Source organism: Geminocystis sp. NIES-3708 (assembly GCF_001548095.1).
Classification (GTDB): domain Bacteria; phylum Cyanobacteriota; class Cyanobacteriia; order Cyanobacteriales; family Cyanobacteriaceae; genus Geminocystis.
On sequence record NZ_AP014815.1, the window covers coordinates 2,361,860 to 2,378,524 of the forward strand.

Genomic DNA, 16,665 nt, shown 5'->3' on the forward strand with positions numbered 1-16,665 from the left:
GAGGTTTGGAATGACAGATTTCTTTTGAAGGGATAAGAATTTAAAAGTATGACTTCTGAAAAATTTTAAAGAATAATTAGTGAATAAAACTTGATCGTTATAGAGTATAAACTTGAAGAATCGATATAACATAACACCTCATATCAAACTTGATTTTAAAAGACAAAATTAAAACTGTGATAGAAAGAATCGTAACAAAACGTTATATTTTAAAGAGAATAGCAATTATTAATATCAAAAAATTTTAACTTAGTTAGGAAGAAATAATGCGCGTAATTTTAATGACAGGAAAGGGAGGAGTCGGTAAAACATCAGTAGCAGCTGCTACTGGTCTAAAATGTGCTGAATTAGGATACAAAACATTAGTTTTAAGTACAGATCCTGCTCACTCTTTAGCTGACAGTTTTGATCTGGAATTAGGTCATGATCCTCAACCCGTAGTTAATAACCTTTGGGGGGCGGAATTAGATGCTTTAATGGAATTAGAAGGTAATTGGGGAGCGGTTAAGCGTTATATTACTGAAGTTTTACAGGCTAGGGGATTAGATGGAGTACAAGCCGAGGAATTAGCTATTCTTCCGGGTATGGATGAGATTTTTGGGTTGGTACGGATGAAAAGACATTATGATGAAGGAGATTTTGATGTACTAATTATTGATTCTGCTCCGACAGGTACAGCATTAAGATTGTTAAGTCTTCCTGAAGTGAGTGGTTGGTATATGAGACGATTTTATAAGCCTTTTCAGAGTATGTCAGCGGCTTTACGTCCTTTATTTGAGCCTATTTTTAAACCTATTGCTGGATTTTCTTTACCTACTAATGAAGTGATGGATGCACCCTATGAATTTTATCAACAAATAGAAGCTTTGGAAAAAGTTTTAACTGATAATGCTCAAACTTCGGTTAGATTGGTCACTAATCCTGAAAAAATGGTTATTAAAGAATCTTTGAGGGCTCATGCTTATTTAAGTCTATATAACGTTTCTACAGATTTAATTATTGCTAATCGTATTATTCCTGAAGAAGTAGAAGATCCCTTTTTTAAAAAATGGAAAGAAAATCAGGTTATTTATAAACAAGAGATATACGATAATTTTCATCCATTACCTATTAAAGAAGCTCCTTTATTTTCTGAGGAAATGTGTGGTTTAAAAGCCCTAGAAAGATTAAAAGATATACTTTATGAAAAAGATGAAGATCCCAGTAAAGTATATTATAAAGAAAATACAATTAGAGTAGTAAAAGTAGATAATAGTTATAGCTTAGAATTATATCTTCCTGGTATTCCGAAACAACAAATAAAGTTGAATAAAACTGGAGACGAATTGAATGTTAGAATTGGTAATCATCGTCGCAATTTAGTTTTGCCTCAAGCATTAGCGGCTTTAACTCCTTCTGGTGCAAAAATGGAAGAAGATTATTTAAAAATCAAATTTACTAATATTCAATAAATAAATTTATAAAGCCTATTCCTCCTCAAAATTCTATTGCAGGGGGGAGGAATAAAAAATTTATAACTTTTTTAATTATCAGTCAACTTTAGAAGGATACTTTTAAATTAAATTTAATTAGGATATGACTAAAAATCTAATTACGGTAAAAGTCAAATTATTTGCTATTTATTCTGAAATATGTAAAGAGAAAGAACTTACTTTAAATATACCTGATCAAAGTAAAGTAAAAGATATTTTAGATATTATTATTCAGAAGCAACCATCATTAAAAAATTGGGAAAACATTACTAAATTAGCAGTGAATTTAGAATTTGTTTCCCCTAATTTTGAAGTTAAAAACGGTGATGAAATTGCCTTGATTCCTCCTGTTAGTGGAGGATAAATTACATATATTTTTATTTTTTAGGTATCAAAAAATTATGTAACAGGGTTATCAATTTATTCACTGAGAAATAACTTAGTCTTGATGATTAGCTTGACGAGGTTGAATAACACCAAAACCACCATGATTTCTCTGATAAATCACGTTTATGTCTCCTGTTTCCTTGTTGCTAAACATATAAAAATCGTGATCAACCAGTTGAAGTTGCTCCCATGCTTCATCTATGGTCATAGGAGTCATAGCAAAATATTTCATTCTAACTACTTCCGTTGGTAATTCTGGTTGGCGATCGCCGATGAGGCTAGTTTCAACGGGTTTTTCTTCAATAGAGTCAGCAGTTTTAACTTGAGAATGAGTTTTTTTACCTAATTGTCTTTCTTTATATTTACGTAATTGACGAGCAATTTTATCAGAAACAAGGTCAATACTGGCGTATAAATTTTCACTATGTTCTTGAGCTCTAATGACTGTACCATTAGCATAAACGGTAACTTCCGCTTTATGTTTGTTGCTGATACGAGCATTTCGAGCAACAGATAAATGAACATCGACTTTTGTGGCTAAATTTTGAAAATGTTTGACAGCTTTTTCTAATTTTTCCTCTACATAATCATGGATAGATTCAGTGACTTCAATATTGTTTCCTTGAATTAAAAATTTCATAATTAATACTCCATTTCTTAGGCAATTACTAACCTTTTCTATTTAAAATTAACGAAAGTCTTTCCATCTAATCCTCAAAAATCAGTCAGTTATAGTATATTTAGCTATAAATGTCCAATGTTATCCTTAATAAAATTAAGTTAAGTACTTTGAGAATTTAAGTTTTTTAAACAATTTATTTTCACCTAAATAACAAAACTTTTTTTAGGGGCGTTTTATGTTATTTAGTTGATCTTTCCTCCTTAAAACTTTCTCTATACTTTATAGATTAGCACTTTTACGTTATAAAAAGCACTGATTTTAATTTATTTTCATGTTTTCTTTCTGTTTATAAAGTTTTGTAACAAAAAAGAACCAAAAAAAACTAAAAAAATTTTTTATAATGAATTCTGAACCATCTAATGTTAAAATAATGCTGTTTTTAAAGCATACTTAACTGAAAAAAGAATTTATATTTTGGGCGATAATCTACAAAAAATATAAAAATAGTTATAGTCAACTTTTTTAATAAAAAACTAATGAAACAAATTTTTTTTTGGCAAGGGATAATTTATACTTTCTTCTTAAACTTGATGATAGAGTCAGTTTCAGCTCAAAGTTTGAAAGTAGTTTATCCTCCGGCTAATCATGAAACAACAGCTGATTCGATTTTTATTATTGGTTCAGCTAATGCTCAAGGTAATGTTATTATTAATAATAAACCCATTATGCGATCGCCTCAAGGTAATTTCGCCCCTAGTTTTCCGTTAAAAATAGGGAAAAATGAGTTAATAATTCGTTATGGAAAAGAAGAAATAAAAAGAGTTATCACCAAAGTTAATAATCAACCTAAAATTGAAGATATTTTGAGTTTATCTCCTAGCTTATTATCACCTCAAATTAATATTAGTAAATTGCCTAATGAATTAGTTTGTTTTGAAGCAATAGCTCCATTAAATGGTCAAATAGCAGTGAATTTAGGCACAAAAACCTTAAATTTGACCTCACCATTATTGATCGCTGATTTACCTCCTAATTCTGCCATCTTAATTGATCAGAATCAGAGTAAAAATATTATAAAAAAATACTGGGAAAAGGTAAAAGGATGTACTAAATTTGAAGAAACAGGCAAGAATATTCAACCTATTTTTGTAATGAATTATGAAGGAAAAACTATTAGTCAAGCAAGTCAAGGTAAGATTAGTACTTTAGATCCTCAAAATTTAATGGTAATTGAAGTTATTGCAGAACAAGGAGTAGCACGAACTGGGGCTAGTACGAATCATTCAAGATTAACTCCTCTACCAAAAGGCACAAGAGCAACAGTTACAGCGACAGAAGGAGATTGGTTACGGTTAGATTATGGCGGTTGGATAAAAGCAGAAGAAACCCGAATTTTACCGACAAATGTACCTCCTTATACCATTATTCGGAGTGTAACTTCTCGTCAGGTCGGCAATAGGACAGAAGTTATTTTCCCATTACAAAATCCTGTACCCATAGCCATTCAACAAAGTGATCAAACTTTTACTTTATCTTTATATAACACGACCGCAGAAACTGATACGATTCGTTTTGATGATAACCCTTGGATTAAGCGTTTAGACTGGTATCAAACTCAGCCGAGAAAAGTTGACTATATTTTTAATTTTAAATCCCCTCAGCAATGGGGTTATGATGTGCGTTACGAAGGCAGTAATTTGATTTTGACATTCAATCATCCTCCGAAATTGAGCAATAATAATCTTGAAGGTGTGACTATTTTATTAGATCCTGGTCATGGTGGTAATGAATTAGGCTCTTTAGGTTCAACAGGTTATCCTGAAAAAGATGTTAATTTAGTAGTATCTCTATTACTAGCTCAAAATTTACGAAATCTAGGTGCACAGGTTTACTTAACCCGAGAAGATGATAGGTTTGTTGCATTAGGCGATCGCCAAAAAATTATTAATCAACTAAAACCGACTTTAGCTTTTTCCATACACTATAACGCCTTACCCGATGGCGGAGATGCGGAGAAAACTAAGGGAGTAAGTACATTTTGGTATCATCCCCAAGCCCATGATTTAGCAGTATTCATGCACAATTATCTCACAGAAAAGTTAAATCGTTCTTCTGCTGGGGTATTTTGGAATAATCTTGCCCTCACTCGCCCGAATATCGCCCCTAGTGTATTATTAGAATTAGGTTTTATGATTAATCCTTACGAATTTGAGTGGATTACAAATACCGAAGCACAACAAAAATTAGCTTTGACTATTGCCGAGGGAATAAATACATGGATAATGAAAAATGAGAAATGAGAAATTAATAATCTCATAACTCGTCATTTAATTAAAAGCATCTTTTAATGCAGTTCGAGCGGCTAGATTACTTCTTGTTGTTGCCAAAATATCAATCTCTCTCTGTAATCTCTCAGCAGTGTCTTGCATTTCCAGTAATGCTTGTTGTTCAACTGCTACTCCATAAAGATTACTAGCTATCCAGTAAGATAATTCTCTTGGTAAAGTAGGTAAGTTCTCTGGTAATTCTATTTTTTGATCTGTTAACTTAGCAGATAATTGAACAACATCATGTAATAAAGTAGTTACTTCCTTGGCTTTATCTCGCAAATTATGTTGGGTAGAATTATCTTCAAACCATTCTACTAAAGCAACTCTATAGGGCTTTTCTCTGACATATTCTAAGACTCTAAATCTTTGTTGCCCTAAAGTTAACACCTTCATGCGATCATCTGGTAAACGTTCAAAATGAATTATTTCTGCACAACAACCTATCTTGGCAATTTCCCCCGTGTTAGGATCGATCATTAATACTCCAAACCGCCGATCATATTCTAAGATAGTATTCATCATCATGCGATAACGAAATTCAAAAATATGCAAAGGTAAAGGGCGTCCTGGAAATAAAACTACTTCAGGAAGGGGAAATAAAGGTAATTCTCTAACTGCGATGGAAGAAGATGCCATGATTTTTCGCTCTAATTATGCACTTTTTTCTAATTTAGCGGATTTTGACATCAATTAAGCAAGTTCTATCAAATTTTTCAATAGTTAATTATTAATTGTTAATTAGAATTAGATTTTATCTTATTTGAAAAATGCAATAGTTTCTTTAAGAGCAATAATAAAAGTATCTATTTCAGCAAAAGTATTGTAAAAATATAAACTAGCTCTTGCACTACCAGAAATGTTTAAATAACGGTGCAAAGGTTGGGTACAATGATGACCAGAGCGAATAGCAATACCTTCTTGATCTAAAAGTGTTGCTAAATCACTACCATGAATACCTGTAACATTAAATGCGGCTAAAGCAGCTCTACCTTTGCCATTGGAAGTTGGTTGATTTCCATAAATGGTTAAGTCTGGTATTTCATTTAATTGTTTAAATAAATATGCTGTTAATTCTTCTTCATAATGATGAATATTATCCATCCCTATTTTAGTAAGATAATCTACTGCAGCCCCAAGTGCGATCGCCTCACCAATAGCGGGAGTACCAGCTTCAAATTTATGAGGTAATTCACCACAGGTAAAATGATCTAAATAGACATCCGCAATCATTTCGCCACCACCCATAAAAGGAGGCATCGCTGTTAATAAATCTTCTTTACCATATAAAAAACCAATACCAGTAGTAGCACACATTTTGTGACCTGAACCTACAAGCCAATCACAGTCCATTTTTTGAACATCAATGGGTAAATGAGGTAAACTCTGACAGGCATCAATGAGAATTTTTATATCATATTGATGAGCTAAATTAATGATACTTTCTACAGGATTGATACAACCTAAGGTATTGGAAATATGGACGACTGATACCAGTTTAGTTTTGTCTGACAATAAAGATTGATAGTGATTAAAATCAAATTCCTGAGTCGGAGTTAACTCTACATACTTAATTACAGCCCCTGTTTTTTCAGCGATAATTTGCCATGGGACAATATTACTATGATGTTCCATAACTGTGAGAATAATCTCATCACCAGCTTTAAGAGTATTTAATCCCCATGTGTAAGCAACAATGTTTATAGCTTCACTAGCATTTCGAGCATAAATAATCTCATTACGACTTTTGGCATTAATAAATTTAGCTACTTTATCTCTTGCACCTTCGTAAGCATCAGTTGCTCTGCTACTAAGGGTATGGGCACCCCTATGTACATTGGCATTATCATGTTCATAATAATGACATAAAGCATCAATCACCATCTTAGGTTTTTGAGACGTAGCTGCATTATCAAAATAGATTAAAGGTTTATCGTGAATTTTTTGGTGAAGAATCGGAAAATCTTTTCTAACTTCATCAGCGATGGTTTTAATTTGAGTAAAAATCATGATAAATAATTGATAATTGATAATGAATCATTAAGGCTCATTATTTTTAGTGTGATTATAATAAGACTGTTATAGTCAATTATAATTAATTGTTATTTAAAAAAACTGTTTTTTTTGCGTTTTTTAGTTTTATTTTTCTCATAATCAATTTCTTTAATTTTTTTCATAATTCGATCAAAGTATTCTTGTAAATAGTCTTCTAAAGTGGTAGTATCTTGGGGATCTAAATTAAAAGTTTTATATACTTCTTCCATCGAAGCATCTAAAGGTTTACCACTGGCTAAAACTTCAGCAAAAGCAAGACGATCAGATGTATTCAAAGTCCACTTGAACCAACGGGTAAAACCTCGTAAAAAACGAAGTAAACTAATGGGAATACGGGAAATTTTAGCTTGTTTACCTGATAATCGCTCACAAAGTTGAATTATTTGTTCTCCAGTCCATGGACGTGTACCAACTACAGGATAACTACTGTTTACCGTTTCAGGAATTTCAATAGCTTTAATGGCAAATTTAGCAATATCTTGACTATTCATATAAGCAATAGGGGTATTTTCACCACTTACCCAAACAGGTTGATTATCAAGAATAGGAATACCATATTGAGCGATTAAACCTTGCATAAATCCAGCTAACTTCAGAATAGTATAATTTACGCCAGATTCTTGTAAAAATAGCTCTGTACAATGCTTAATTTCCATTAAAGGAACACTTTCAAAATCTTCTGCATTGAGTATAGAGAAAAAGATATAGCGTTTAATATTAGCTTTCTTTGCCGCTTGAATTAAATTAACTTTTCCTTGCCAATCAACATCTTTAATTCTGAGAGAATCTGTAGCCCTTGCCGTTGCCGCATCAATGATTATATCTACCCCTTCTAAAGCAGAAATTAAAGTTTGAGGCTTACAAATATCACCTTTTACTAATTCTGCACCCCATTCTTTCAAAAAACTGGCTTTAGCATTATTTCTAACTAAACAACGTACTTGATAGTCTTTATCTATGGCATGACGCACTATTTGTCTTCCTAAAGTGCCTGTTGCGCCAACTACTAATATTTTCATTAATTATTAAGTTTATTTACATATTTTTAAATTTCATTAAGATTTTATCAGAAAAGAGGAAGAGCAATGAACAATGAAAAATGAACATCAATTATTTTGAATTGCCGATTAAATATAACAAAGCCATACGTACTGCCACTCCGTTGGTAACTTGATCAGAAATTAAGCTAAACTGAGGATCATCCATCAAATCAGAACTAATTTCAACTCCCCTGTTTACAGGTCCTGGATGTAATACTTTTACGTTAGGTTGACAATACTGTAAACGCTCGTAATTGATACCAAATAATTGATGATATTCCCTTAAACTAGGTAAAAGATAATCTGTCATACGCTCTTTTTGTAATCTTAAAGTCATGACAAAATCGGCTTTTTCTAAGGCTGGTGGTAACTGCCAGTGTAAAAATAAACGTTCTCTATAGGTATTGTTGATAGTTTCAGCGAATAGAGAGGGTAAAAGTGTTGGAGGTGCGGCTAAATGTAATTCTGCCCCTCCCGCTAATAAACTGTTAATATTAGAACGAGCTACACGAGAATGTAAAATATCCCCAACGATAGCAATTTTTTTGCCTTTTAGTAACGAAATGTGCGGATTTTTTTCATCTAATAATGAACAAATGGTGAATAAATCTAATAAACCTTGAGAGGGATGTTGATGTAAACCGTCACCAGCATTAAAAATACTTACCCCTGATTTTAATTTATCCATTTCTAAGGCAATATTTAATGGCACTCCTGATTGACTATGGCGAATTACCATAATATTTGCACCCATCGCTAAATAAGTTTTAGCTGTATCTAAAATTGTCTCACCCTTAGTTAAAGAAGAGCTACTAGGAGCAAAATTAAGAATATCAGCAGAAAGTCTTTTGGCTGCAAGTTCAAAACTACTACGAGTGCGGGTAGAAGGCTCAAAAAACATATTAGCGACTACTTGCCCTTGTAAGGCGGGAACTTTTTTTGTGCGACTTTGTAAAACATCTTTAAAACTTGAAGCGGTAGTTAAAACAGCATTATATTCATCTACAGTGAAATCTTCTAAGGAAATAATATGTTTTCTTGTCCATGGTATAGCAGTCATTTCTGTTTAAATTGATTAAGGATAAGTGCTTTTTTTGTTGAGTTAACTAAACAATGCTAATCTTGTCTTCAGTATCATAACCTGAGATGATATTCTGTTTAAAGATAATTAATCATCAAACTTATTTATACTTTATTTCAAACGAGCTTACGATGCAGTTATTAGAATCTCATAATCAATGTCCAGATTGCGTATTAATGGAATTACAAATTCTTCCTAAAGCTAATACTGATAATCAATTTGAGTTATATCTTAATCTTCAATATAATCAACAACAAGAAGAAGTTTTAGAAGGAAAAGTTAAATTTAGTCTTAGATCTAGTAAGTTATCATTGAGTTTAAATAATCTTAAGTTTATCGAAAATATATCTTTAAATTCTCCGTTAATTAGTGTAACTAATAATGCTTTTTCTAAACAACCAACATGGGAAATTCGTCATCATTCCCAGAAGAAATTCTTAGAAGATAAATTGATTAATATTCAGTTAGGAATTTTAGAAATTCAAAGTTATCCTTATCAATTAACTGCTCAACTTTTAGCAAAAAAAGCTGATGTTTTTTTAACTGATATTGAAGGTTTATGGTTTCATGATATTAGTCCTAATAAACACGCAATTTTAGAGAGAAAATTAGCAGAATTTATAGAAAATACTCAATTAAAGCCTTATATTTCTCAAGCAATTTTTGGTTCTGAAAATTTAGATTTTACTCCTAATTTGTTTCACGAACAACAAGCTAATCTTAGAAAAGAACAAAGTATTGTTTTGAAAAAAATAATCCAAATTATTTATCAAAATAATAAAAATAGTTTTACTGAATTAGCAGAAATAGCAAGTTTAAATCCCCTAACAGATTTTGCGGGAGGAGATTTAACTGCGGCCAATTTGAGCGGATTAAATTTGAGCGGAAGCAATTTTACTTCTGCAAATCTTAGAGGTGCTGATTTAACTGATACTGATTTAAGTGAAGCTAATTTACAATATATTAAACTTAATGGTGCTGATTTAAGTGGTGCTTATTTAGACGGAACAAATTTACAAAATGCCAGTTTACAAAATGCCAGTTTAGCATTAGCAAACGTGATTGGGGCGAATTTAAACAATGCTAATTTAACTAATACTAATTTACAAAATACTAGCTTAGGCAAAACTAATGTCAAGGGGACGATTTTTAGCAAAAATTTAGGTTTAGATGAAGACAAAAAACAAGACTTAATTAAAGAAGGAGCTATTTTTATTGAATAATTAATTAACTTTATTTTAATTTTTTGTTCTATTATAAATAATCAAATATTTTGTTATAAAATTCTTTAGGAACTTCTTTAACATTATTCTCGTCTTCAATAATAATAACTCTTAAATATAAATTTGTTGAGAATAAATCATGCTCAATTCTAAGATTATTTTAACTGTGGTTAATTTATCATTATTCACATTTTCTTTGTCTGTTTTTGCTTCTAAATCTTTCGCACAATCTTCTAAACCAATCTTTAATCAGCAACAATGTATTCAAGGTTTTGTCAAAGAAGGCTTAAAAACTGAACAAGCCTCTGTATGGTGCAATTTTAAACAAGAGTGTTTAGTGCGATCGCAAAAAGAAGGATTACCCCCAGAAGCCGCAAAAAGTGTCTGTGATTGCAGTATAAAAGAATTTAGAAAACGTTACGCCACAGAAAAATTCAGAGAAATAAGTCGTCAAGCCGATAGTAACTCTAAAGTAGGGCGACAGTTACGAGAAGTGGGAGAAAAATGTTTTGAAGATATTTTATTTGAGTAAAACTTATGGGCAGTGTTTTTACGAAGGAGTAAGACATGAATTAATTATAATTAACAACATTATCCTACTCCTGATAGTTATATCATCAAGTTAGTTTACTTATAAAGTTCGGTAGCTAAACGAAAAGCTAGAATACCCGGAATAAGAGCAATTATTAAAGCAACGAAAACTTGAGTTTCAGAAATAGACATAATCTAAAATACTCCTCTAATGAAGATAAATTGATACAATTAGGTTTAAATTAATATTTAATTTGCCTTAAGATGGTAACTTTTGCATGATTTCGTAATAATTTGCAACAGAAAATCAAGAAAAAGAGTAGTAAATTTTTTCGAGGTGACACTTTATGACTCTACCAAAATGGCTATCATCGGCAAAAAAAATCTCTCAAAAAATAAATATTTCTCGTCAAGCTATAGTCAAAAAAATTCAAGGTAATCCTTATTATCGCTTCCAATCGGATATAGAAATTAATATTGCTGCTGAATTAGGTATAAAAATTGATGCTAATTTAGCTTCGGTGGATGATTGGCTAAGATTACCCGGAATATCTATTAATCAAGCTAGGAATTTAGTAGAAATAACCAATTCAGGGATACATTTTTTATGCTTAGAAGATTTAGCGTCAGCCTTAGGTGTTTCGGTGTTAAAAATTCAGTCTTGGCAACCCATTGTTTATTTTGCCTATTACGCCTCAGATAGTTTTTATTTTCCCGCTAAAATTAATTTGAATAATGCCAGTTTAAATCAATTAATCACTATACCTAATTTAGATTTGGATATAGCAAAAAAAATGATTACTGAAAGAGAAAATAGTGGTAATTATCGTAATATAGCCGATTTACAAAAAAGATTAAATTTAACTCCTGATTTTGCTTATCATCTAATGAATTATTTTCAATTTTAAAAAAAGTTATTAAAAGTTATTAATTGTTAATTATTAATTGATTCTAACCGCTTCTAAAATACGAGAATAATAAAAACTGGTGCTAGTCATTCCTGTGCGTTTAATTTCAAAACCATTATTTTTAAGAATATTAATAATATCTTCTTCTTTATGTTGGTAAGCACGAGTAGTTTTACTAGGACCTGGAAAAAGTTCACCAATACGCTTTAAAATAGTTAAAAAGAAAGTTTTAGGAGCGAAACTGAGGATTATTCGAGATTTTGCTAAAGATGATAAATGTTTGATCATATCAGCGGCTTCATTGGTAGGATAATGAATTAATACATCTAAACAAATAACCGTATTATACTCTCCCCTAATAGATTCTAAATCTTGTACTGCTAACCTAATATTGCGAGGATTTTTAATAACTTGTTTTATCCTCTGTGCCGCTTCCCCTACCATTTTAGTGGATATATCACTAGCGAAAACTGTCGCTCCTTCTTCGGCTAAAGGTATTGTTAAACTACCGACACCACAACCTGCGTCACAAATAGATAATTGGGATAAATTACCATCATCTTTTAACCAACCAACCACAGTATCAATAGTTTGCTGATGTCCAACTCTTATATCTAACTGTACTTTATTGACTTCACCGTCACCGTAAATATTGCGCCAACGATCAAAGCCAGTAGCATTAAAGTAATCTTTAACAATAGCTTTATCATCTTGACCTTTTTGTAATGTATTAACCATTTTTCTATATGTGTAAATTAAATTATTAGAATCTAATTTAATAATTTATCATTGTTTTGAGTTTCAAGTTTTTACATTTACTTTTAAGGACATTTTCAGGTAAACTGCATAAACGTTGAGTTACCATAATTATTTTGAAATTACCATCTAAAATTAGCTATTTATTCCCTTATCTTCGGCGAGAAGCCAAGACTATTGGTATAGCATTTGTTTGTACTATTGGTTTTACTATTTTCTGGCCCCTCTTAGCATGGTTAGCAGGGCGTATGGCTGAATATGTAGGAAAAGGCGATATAAACTCAATTATTTATTTTGCAGGATTTGCCGCCATCGTTTTTTTAGTAAGAGGTGCGGTGCAATACGGACAAGATACTTTTATGGCAAAAGCCGCCTTAAAGATTGCCTTCGATTTGCGTAAATTGGTATATGCTCATTTACAAACCTTAAGTTTAAATTATTTTGAAGTGGCAAAAACAGGTGATTTAGCTTATCGTTTAACAGAAGATATAGATAGAATTGGAGAAGTTATTAATAAAATTTTTCAGCAATTTATTCCTAGTGTTTTACAATTAATTGTGGTTTTAGGATATATGTTTTACGTCAATTGGCGGTTAACTATTGCTACTTTTATTGTTGCCCCTGTTATGGCACTTTTAATTACTTTATTTGGTTCTCAACTATTAGAATTGACTAGAAAAAGTCAAAGTAAAGTATCAAATTTATCCGCATTGATTACTGAGGTTTTTTCAGGTATTAGATTAGTTCAGGCTTATACGGCTGAAGAATATGAAATTAATCGTTTTAATCAGGAATCAGAAAATAATCGCAGAAGTAAATTTGCGGCTGAAAAAATTAAGGCTTTACAGTTTGTTGTCGTCGGTTTTTTAGAAGCCATGAGCGTTATTTTTCTTTTCTTTTTGGGTGCATGGCAAATCTCTGCTCAAAATATGACAGGCACAGATTTTGTTAGTTATATTGCTGCGGTTGCTTTATTAATTGATCCTATTTCGATTACAACTAATAATTATAATGAATTTAAACAAGGACAAGCATCTGTTGAACGCATAGTAGAATTACTGGATATTCAGCCTTTAATTATAGACAAAAAAGATGCAATTTCTTTATCAAATATAAATGGTTTAGTCGAGTATCGTAACGTCACTTTTGCATATAATATTGATCAACCTGTATTAAAAAATATTAATTTAACTGCCAAACAAGGAGAAGTAATTGCTTTAGTTGGTGCTTCTGGAGCAGGAAAAAGTACCATAATTAATTTACTACCTCGTTTTTATGACGTGGTATCAGGAGAAATTTTAATCGATAATATAAATATAAAAGATGTCACTATTAAAAGTCTTAGAAAACAAATTGGTATTGTACCCCAAGACACTAATTTATTCTCAGGCACTATCGCTGAAAACATTGCTTTTGGTTGCACTAATTTTGATATAGAAGAAGTAGAAAAAGCAAGTAAAATTGCCAATGCACATCAATTTATTAGCACTTTTTCTCAAGGTTATTATACCTATGTGGGAGAAAGAGGAATTAGCCTTTCTGGTGGGCAACGTCAAAGAATTGCCATCGCTAGGGCTATCTTTTTAAGCCCGAAAATATTAATCTTAGATGAGGCGACTTCTTCCTTAGACTCAGAATCGGAAGCATTAGTGCAGGAAGCATTAGAGCGCATAATGGAGCAACGTACAGTTTTTATTATCGCCCACCGTTTAGCCACTGTCAGAAAAGCTACTAAAATATTAGTCTTAGAACATGGTACAATTGTAGAGTCTGGTAGTCATGAAGAATTATTAGCCCAAGAAGGCAGATATGCCCGTTTCCATGCCCAACAATTTTTAAACAATTAGGGTTTGCTGAACAAATTACAAAGCGATTAAAATCAAAGGTTTAGATACAATACATTAACAGAAAAGTGCTAAGTTTTGAGGATTTTTATTCAAAAAGCGAACACTTTTGACCTTATTTTTAAAACTATCTTTGTATTTTTGTGTAGCATTAAAAGTCTAAAAACCTTGATTTTCGATTATTTAACTTAATACCTGATGCTTGAAACTTGAAATCTACCCTCATCACTCATATTTTTTCAGTAAACTCTATTTACTTATTACTTATTACTTATTTAACCAAATATCAATTATTCTGCGGTTGCTAATTCAGGATTAGATTCATTACTACCACGACGACGGCGAGAAGTTAAAGTATTAAATAGCATTTTGCCGATAGCCATTACTAAATTACCTTCTAACTCTTGAAACATTTTCATATTCATTCCGAAAGCGTCATTAGCCTCTTGTACGATTCTTTCTGCGGTTGCTTCATCTACAGGTAAATCATTTAATGCTTGGCGATACATAGTTTTAAAGGCTTTTTCATCGCTGATAGTTTCAAACTCATAAAAAGCAGTGCCTTCACCGTCTAAATTCATCGCTTTTTGAGCAATATTTTTTAAGATTTGTCCGCCGGAAAGATCACCTAAGTAACGAGTATAGGAGTGTGCAGCAAATAATTCAGGAGCATTGTTCGCAATTTCATGAATGCGATCGACGTATAATTGTCCATTGGGAGTAATCTGAATTTCATTTCTCCAGTTAGCACCATAATAAAATTGAAGATCTTTTGCTAAACTGGATTCACGATTTAATTCAGGAAAATAAATTTTACCAACAAGAGGATGATCTTTTAAACGCTCCATTTCTGCTTCCATCGCACCATAGACAAAATAAAGATTTGCTGCCAATTTACGATAGGAATTTTTCTCAACAACTCCTTTCAAAAAACACTTAATAAAACCCATGTTTTCTGCCATAGAATGGGATTTTTTTGTGCCTTCTTTTAACATTGTGGCTAAATTAACGCTCATGCTTCTTACTATCCTTGATTTCTAAGATTTTGGTTATAAAAATTTACAAAACTTTTTTTATTGCTAATTTTTTACCTTAAACCGAATCAATGTCACTTTACATTAAGATTTTTTACAGTTTCATAATTCTTTTGATTACATAGTTGATTTTTCTTTTGCTGTATTGAAAGCATTTTTTATCACCTTTTTGATTCTTTCCACATCGGGTTTTTTGCCACCGACAATATCTCCGAAATAAGCACAAGCACCTTCTCCTAAAGCCCATGTGTATGCTCCTGCCCAACTAGCGGCGACAAATGAGCCAAAACCAGGTATAAACTTAATTAACTCTCTACCGATTACTTGAGCTAAAAATCCTCCAGCGATGGCACTTATAATTCCTCCGGCTTGAGAAGGGTTAATGGTTTGTCCATAAAGTCTTCCTAAAACCCCTACCATTGTCACTTCTAGAGCGGTTAAAACGGGCATAGTTGCAAAGGGAAGAGGCACGGCGGCAAGGGTTACAGCCATTATCGAAAAAGCTAAGATATAGCGTCTGGCAACGTCTTTATAAAGATTTTCTAATTGAGAATTAACGGTTTCATCTAATAGTTGATGAATGGTTTTTGCTTCCGCTGAAGGTAATAATTCTGTCAAAGAATCTCGGAGATTTTCTAAACCGTAAAAAACAGGAATAAATCCGTCTTCTTCTAAAGTAAAATCAATTAATATTGCTTGATCAAATAAACCACTAAAAGTATTATTTATTTCAGTAAATGCTCGATCAATTTCGGTAAAAGTAGGGGGATACTCAGGATGATTAGTGTCGAGATTCGGATAAAGTTCATGTAAAGAAGTTACTACCAATAAACAAGGAATTTGAGGGTATTTTTTTCTAAGATTTGCCGCAATATTTTTTAAACTATCCGTTGCAAAATCATTAATTTTTACCGTTAGAATTAAAATTCTTGCTCGTTTAGTTTCGATGTCTAATTGAGTCGTTAATTCCGTAATAATTTCTTCGGTATTTTTATCAACATCACCCAAACCAACAGTATCAGTAAAAATCAGTAAAGGTAAATCTTCAGAAGGGTAAGCATAACGCTCAGTATATTGGGTATGAGGGCGAAAACCTTGTCCAATAATTTCTTTACCAACCCCTGTTAAACCCCTTACAATTGAGCTTTTTCCTGCTTGGGGTTTACCGATGAGCAATGCTTCTGTAGTAGGTAATTGCGATCGCACGGACTCTAAAACATTAGCAATTTCTGTTTCATCAACCCTAAATAAATCAAAAGTTTTACGCAGGGTTTCTTTTACTAAAGAGAGTTTCATAAGTCAAGAAGGAAATAAGTAATAAGAAAATGAATTTTTTCAGGCAAAGGCGCAAAGGTAGAAAGAGGTAATGAGGTAATGAAACAAAG

Annotated in this window: 16 protein-coding genes; 7 read left to right on the forward strand and 9 right to left on the reverse strand. The window is 31.9% G+C overall.

The window, feature by feature from the left end:
- Positions 1 to 266 precede the first annotated feature (266 nt).
- Positions 267 to 1,451, forward strand: coding sequence for a TRC40/GET3/ArsA family transport-energizing ATPase (locus tag GM3708_RS10435; protein WP_066346458.1), 1,185 nt, complete (start codon positions 267 to 269; stop codon positions 1,449 to 1,451).
- Positions 1,452 to 1,575: 124 nt separating this feature from the next.
- A complete protein-coding gene (locus tag GM3708_RS10440; protein WP_066346460.1) occupies positions 1,576 to 1,836 on the forward strand; it encodes a MoaD/ThiS family protein in 261 nt (86 codons plus the stop codon).
- A 75-nt stretch (positions 1,837 to 1,911) separates the two neighbouring features.
- On the opposite strand, the gene hpf is transcribed toward GM3708_RS10440, so the two are convergent.
- Positions 1,912 to 2,499, reverse strand: coding sequence for a ribosome hibernation-promoting factor, HPF/YfiA family (gene hpf, locus GM3708_RS10445; protein WP_066346462.1), 588 nt, complete (start codon positions 2,497 to 2,499; stop codon positions 1,912 to 1,914).
- 518 nt (positions 2,500 to 3,017) lie between these two features.
- Here hpf and GM3708_RS10450 point away from each other — a divergent pair.
- A complete protein-coding gene (locus GM3708_RS10450; protein WP_066346465.1) occupies positions 3,018 to 4,781 on the forward strand; it encodes an N-acetylmuramoyl-L-alanine amidase in 1,764 nt (587 codons plus the stop codon).
- 27 nt (positions 4,782 to 4,808) lie between these two features.
- Here GM3708_RS10450 and GM3708_RS10455 read toward each other — a convergent pair whose 3' ends face one another.
- The 4 genes from GM3708_RS10455 to GM3708_RS10470 form a co-directional block, all read right to left on the reverse strand.
- Complete coding sequence (locus tag GM3708_RS10455; protein ID WP_066346467.1) at positions 4,809 to 5,447, reverse strand: LON peptidase substrate-binding domain-containing protein; 639 nt, start codon at positions 5,445 to 5,447, stop codon at positions 4,809 to 4,811.
- Between the two features lie 120 nt (positions 5,448 to 5,567).
- Positions 5,568 to 6,818, reverse strand: coding sequence for a SufS family cysteine desulfurase (locus GM3708_RS10460; RefSeq protein WP_066346469.1), 1,251 nt, complete (start codon positions 6,816 to 6,818; stop codon positions 5,568 to 5,570).
- A 92-nt stretch (positions 6,819 to 6,910) separates the two neighbouring features.
- On the reverse strand, positions 6,911 to 7,882 hold the full coding sequence (locus GM3708_RS10465) for an SDR family oxidoreductase (RefSeq protein ID WP_066346470.1): 972 nt from the start codon (positions 7,880 to 7,882) through the stop codon (positions 6,911 to 6,913).
- 91 nt (positions 7,883 to 7,973) lie between these two features.
- Positions 7,974 to 8,963: an aspartate carbamoyltransferase catalytic subunit gene (locus GM3708_RS10470; RefSeq protein WP_173645010.1), complete on the reverse strand. Its 990-nt coding sequence runs from the start codon at positions 8,961 to 8,963 to the stop codon at positions 7,974 to 7,976.
- A 152-nt stretch (positions 8,964 to 9,115) separates the two neighbouring features.
- Here GM3708_RS10470 and GM3708_RS10475 point away from each other — a divergent pair, with 152 nt between their 5' ends.
- Positions 9,116 to 10,207, forward strand: a complete 1,092-nt coding sequence (locus tag GM3708_RS10475) for a pentapeptide repeat-containing protein (protein ID WP_066346472.1) — start codon at positions 9,116 to 9,118, stop codon at positions 10,205 to 10,207.
- A gap of 139 nt (positions 10,208 to 10,346) precedes the next feature.
- Positions 10,347 to 10,739 (forward strand): hypothetical protein, encoded by a 393-nt coding sequence (locus GM3708_RS10480; RefSeq protein ID WP_066346473.1) that lies wholly within the window; start codon positions 10,347 to 10,349, stop codon positions 10,737 to 10,739.
- A 95-nt stretch (positions 10,740 to 10,834) separates the two neighbouring features.
- Here the strand turns inward: GM3708_RS10480 and psaM are convergent, their stop codons facing one another.
- Positions 10,835 to 10,930: a photosystem I reaction center subunit XII gene (gene psaM / locus GM3708_RS10485; protein ID WP_066346475.1), complete on the reverse strand. Its 96-nt coding sequence runs from the start codon at positions 10,928 to 10,930 to the stop codon at positions 10,835 to 10,837.
- A gap of 155 nt (positions 10,931 to 11,085) precedes the next feature.
- On the opposite strand from psaM, the gene GM3708_RS10490 reads away from it, so the two are divergent.
- A complete protein-coding gene (locus GM3708_RS10490; protein WP_066346482.1) occupies positions 11,086 to 11,646 on the forward strand; it encodes a ComEA family DNA-binding protein in 561 nt (186 codons plus the stop codon).
- Between the two features lie 33 nt (positions 11,647 to 11,679).
- Here GM3708_RS10490 and bchM read toward each other — a convergent pair whose 3' ends face one another.
- Positions 11,680 to 12,384 (reverse strand): magnesium protoporphyrin IX methyltransferase, encoded by a 705-nt coding sequence (bchM, locus tag GM3708_RS10495; RefSeq protein WP_066346485.1) that lies wholly within the window; start codon positions 12,382 to 12,384, stop codon positions 11,680 to 11,682.
- A 134-nt stretch (positions 12,385 to 12,518) separates the two neighbouring features.
- Between bchM and GM3708_RS10500 the strand changes: the two genes are divergently transcribed.
- Entirely contained in the window at positions 12,519 to 14,249 is a 1,731-nt protein-coding gene (locus tag GM3708_RS10500; protein ID WP_066346486.1) for an ABC transporter ATP-binding protein, read from the forward strand.
- A 287-nt stretch (positions 14,250 to 14,536) separates the two neighbouring features.
- Here GM3708_RS10500 and GM3708_RS10505 read toward each other — a convergent pair whose 3' ends face one another.
- Complete coding sequence (locus GM3708_RS10505; RefSeq protein WP_066346487.1) at positions 14,537 to 15,262, reverse strand: heme oxygenase (biliverdin-producing); 726 nt, start codon at positions 15,260 to 15,262, stop codon at positions 14,537 to 14,539.
- A 135-nt stretch (positions 15,263 to 15,397) separates the two neighbouring features.
- Positions 15,398 to 16,576 carry a YcjF family protein gene (locus GM3708_RS10510; RefSeq protein WP_066346495.1) on the reverse strand — a complete coding sequence of 393 codons (1,179 nt, stop codon included), beginning with the start codon at positions 16,574 to 16,576 and terminating at the stop codon, positions 15,398 to 15,400.
- Between the last annotated feature and the right edge of the window lie 89 nt (positions 16,577 to 16,665).

Excerpts from the sequence above, each read along its gene's own strand:
- GM3708_RS10435 (WP_066346458.1), top strand. The coding sequence starts at position 267 with ATGCGCGTAATTTTAATGACAGGAAAGGGAGGAGTCGGTAAAACATCA.
- GM3708_RS10440 (WP_066346460.1), top strand. The coding sequence starts at position 1,576 with ATGACTAAAAATCTAATTACGGTAAAAGTCAAATTATTTGCTATTTAT.
- hpf (WP_066346462.1), bottom strand. The coding sequence starts at position 2,499 with ATGAAATTTTTAATTCAAGGAAACAATATTGAAGTCACTGAATCTATC.
- GM3708_RS10450 (WP_066346465.1), top strand. The coding sequence starts at position 3,018 with ATGAAACAAATTTTTTTTTGGCAAGGGATAATTTATACTTTCTTCTTA.
- GM3708_RS10455 (WP_066346467.1), bottom strand. The coding sequence starts at position 5,447 with ATGGCATCTTCTTCCATCGCAGTTAGAGAATTACCTTTATTTCCCCTT.
- GM3708_RS10460 (WP_066346469.1), bottom strand. The coding sequence starts at position 6,818 with ATGATTTTTACTCAAATTAAAACCATCGCTGATGAAGTTAGAAAAGAT.
- GM3708_RS10465 (WP_066346470.1), bottom strand. The coding sequence starts at position 7,882 with ATGAAAATATTAGTAGTTGGCGCAACAGGCACTTTAGGAAGACAAATA.
- GM3708_RS10470 (WP_173645010.1), bottom strand. The coding sequence starts at position 8,963 with ATGACTGCTATACCATGGACAAGAAAACATATTATTTCCTTAGAAGAT.
- GM3708_RS10475 (WP_066346472.1), top strand. The coding sequence starts at position 9,116 with ATGCAGTTATTAGAATCTCATAATCAATGTCCAGATTGCGTATTAATG.
- GM3708_RS10480 (WP_066346473.1), top strand. The coding sequence starts at position 10,347 with ATGCTCAATTCTAAGATTATTTTAACTGTGGTTAATTTATCATTATTC.
- psaM (WP_066346475.1), bottom strand. The coding sequence starts at position 10,930 with ATGTCTATTTCTGAAACTCAAGTTTTCGTTGCTTTAATAATTGCTCTT.
- GM3708_RS10490 (WP_066346482.1), top strand. The coding sequence starts at position 11,086 with ATGACTCTACCAAAATGGCTATCATCGGCAAAAAAAATCTCTCAAAAA.
- bchM (WP_066346485.1), bottom strand. The coding sequence starts at position 12,384 with ATGGTTAATACATTACAAAAAGGTCAAGATGATAAAGCTATTGTTAAA.
- GM3708_RS10505 (WP_066346487.1), bottom strand. The coding sequence starts at position 15,262 with ATGAGCGTTAATTTAGCCACAATGTTAAAAGAAGGCACAAAAAAATCC.
- GM3708_RS10510 (WP_066346495.1), bottom strand. The coding sequence starts at position 16,576 with ATGAAACTCTCTTTAGTAAAAGAAACCCTGCGTAAAACTTTTGATTTA.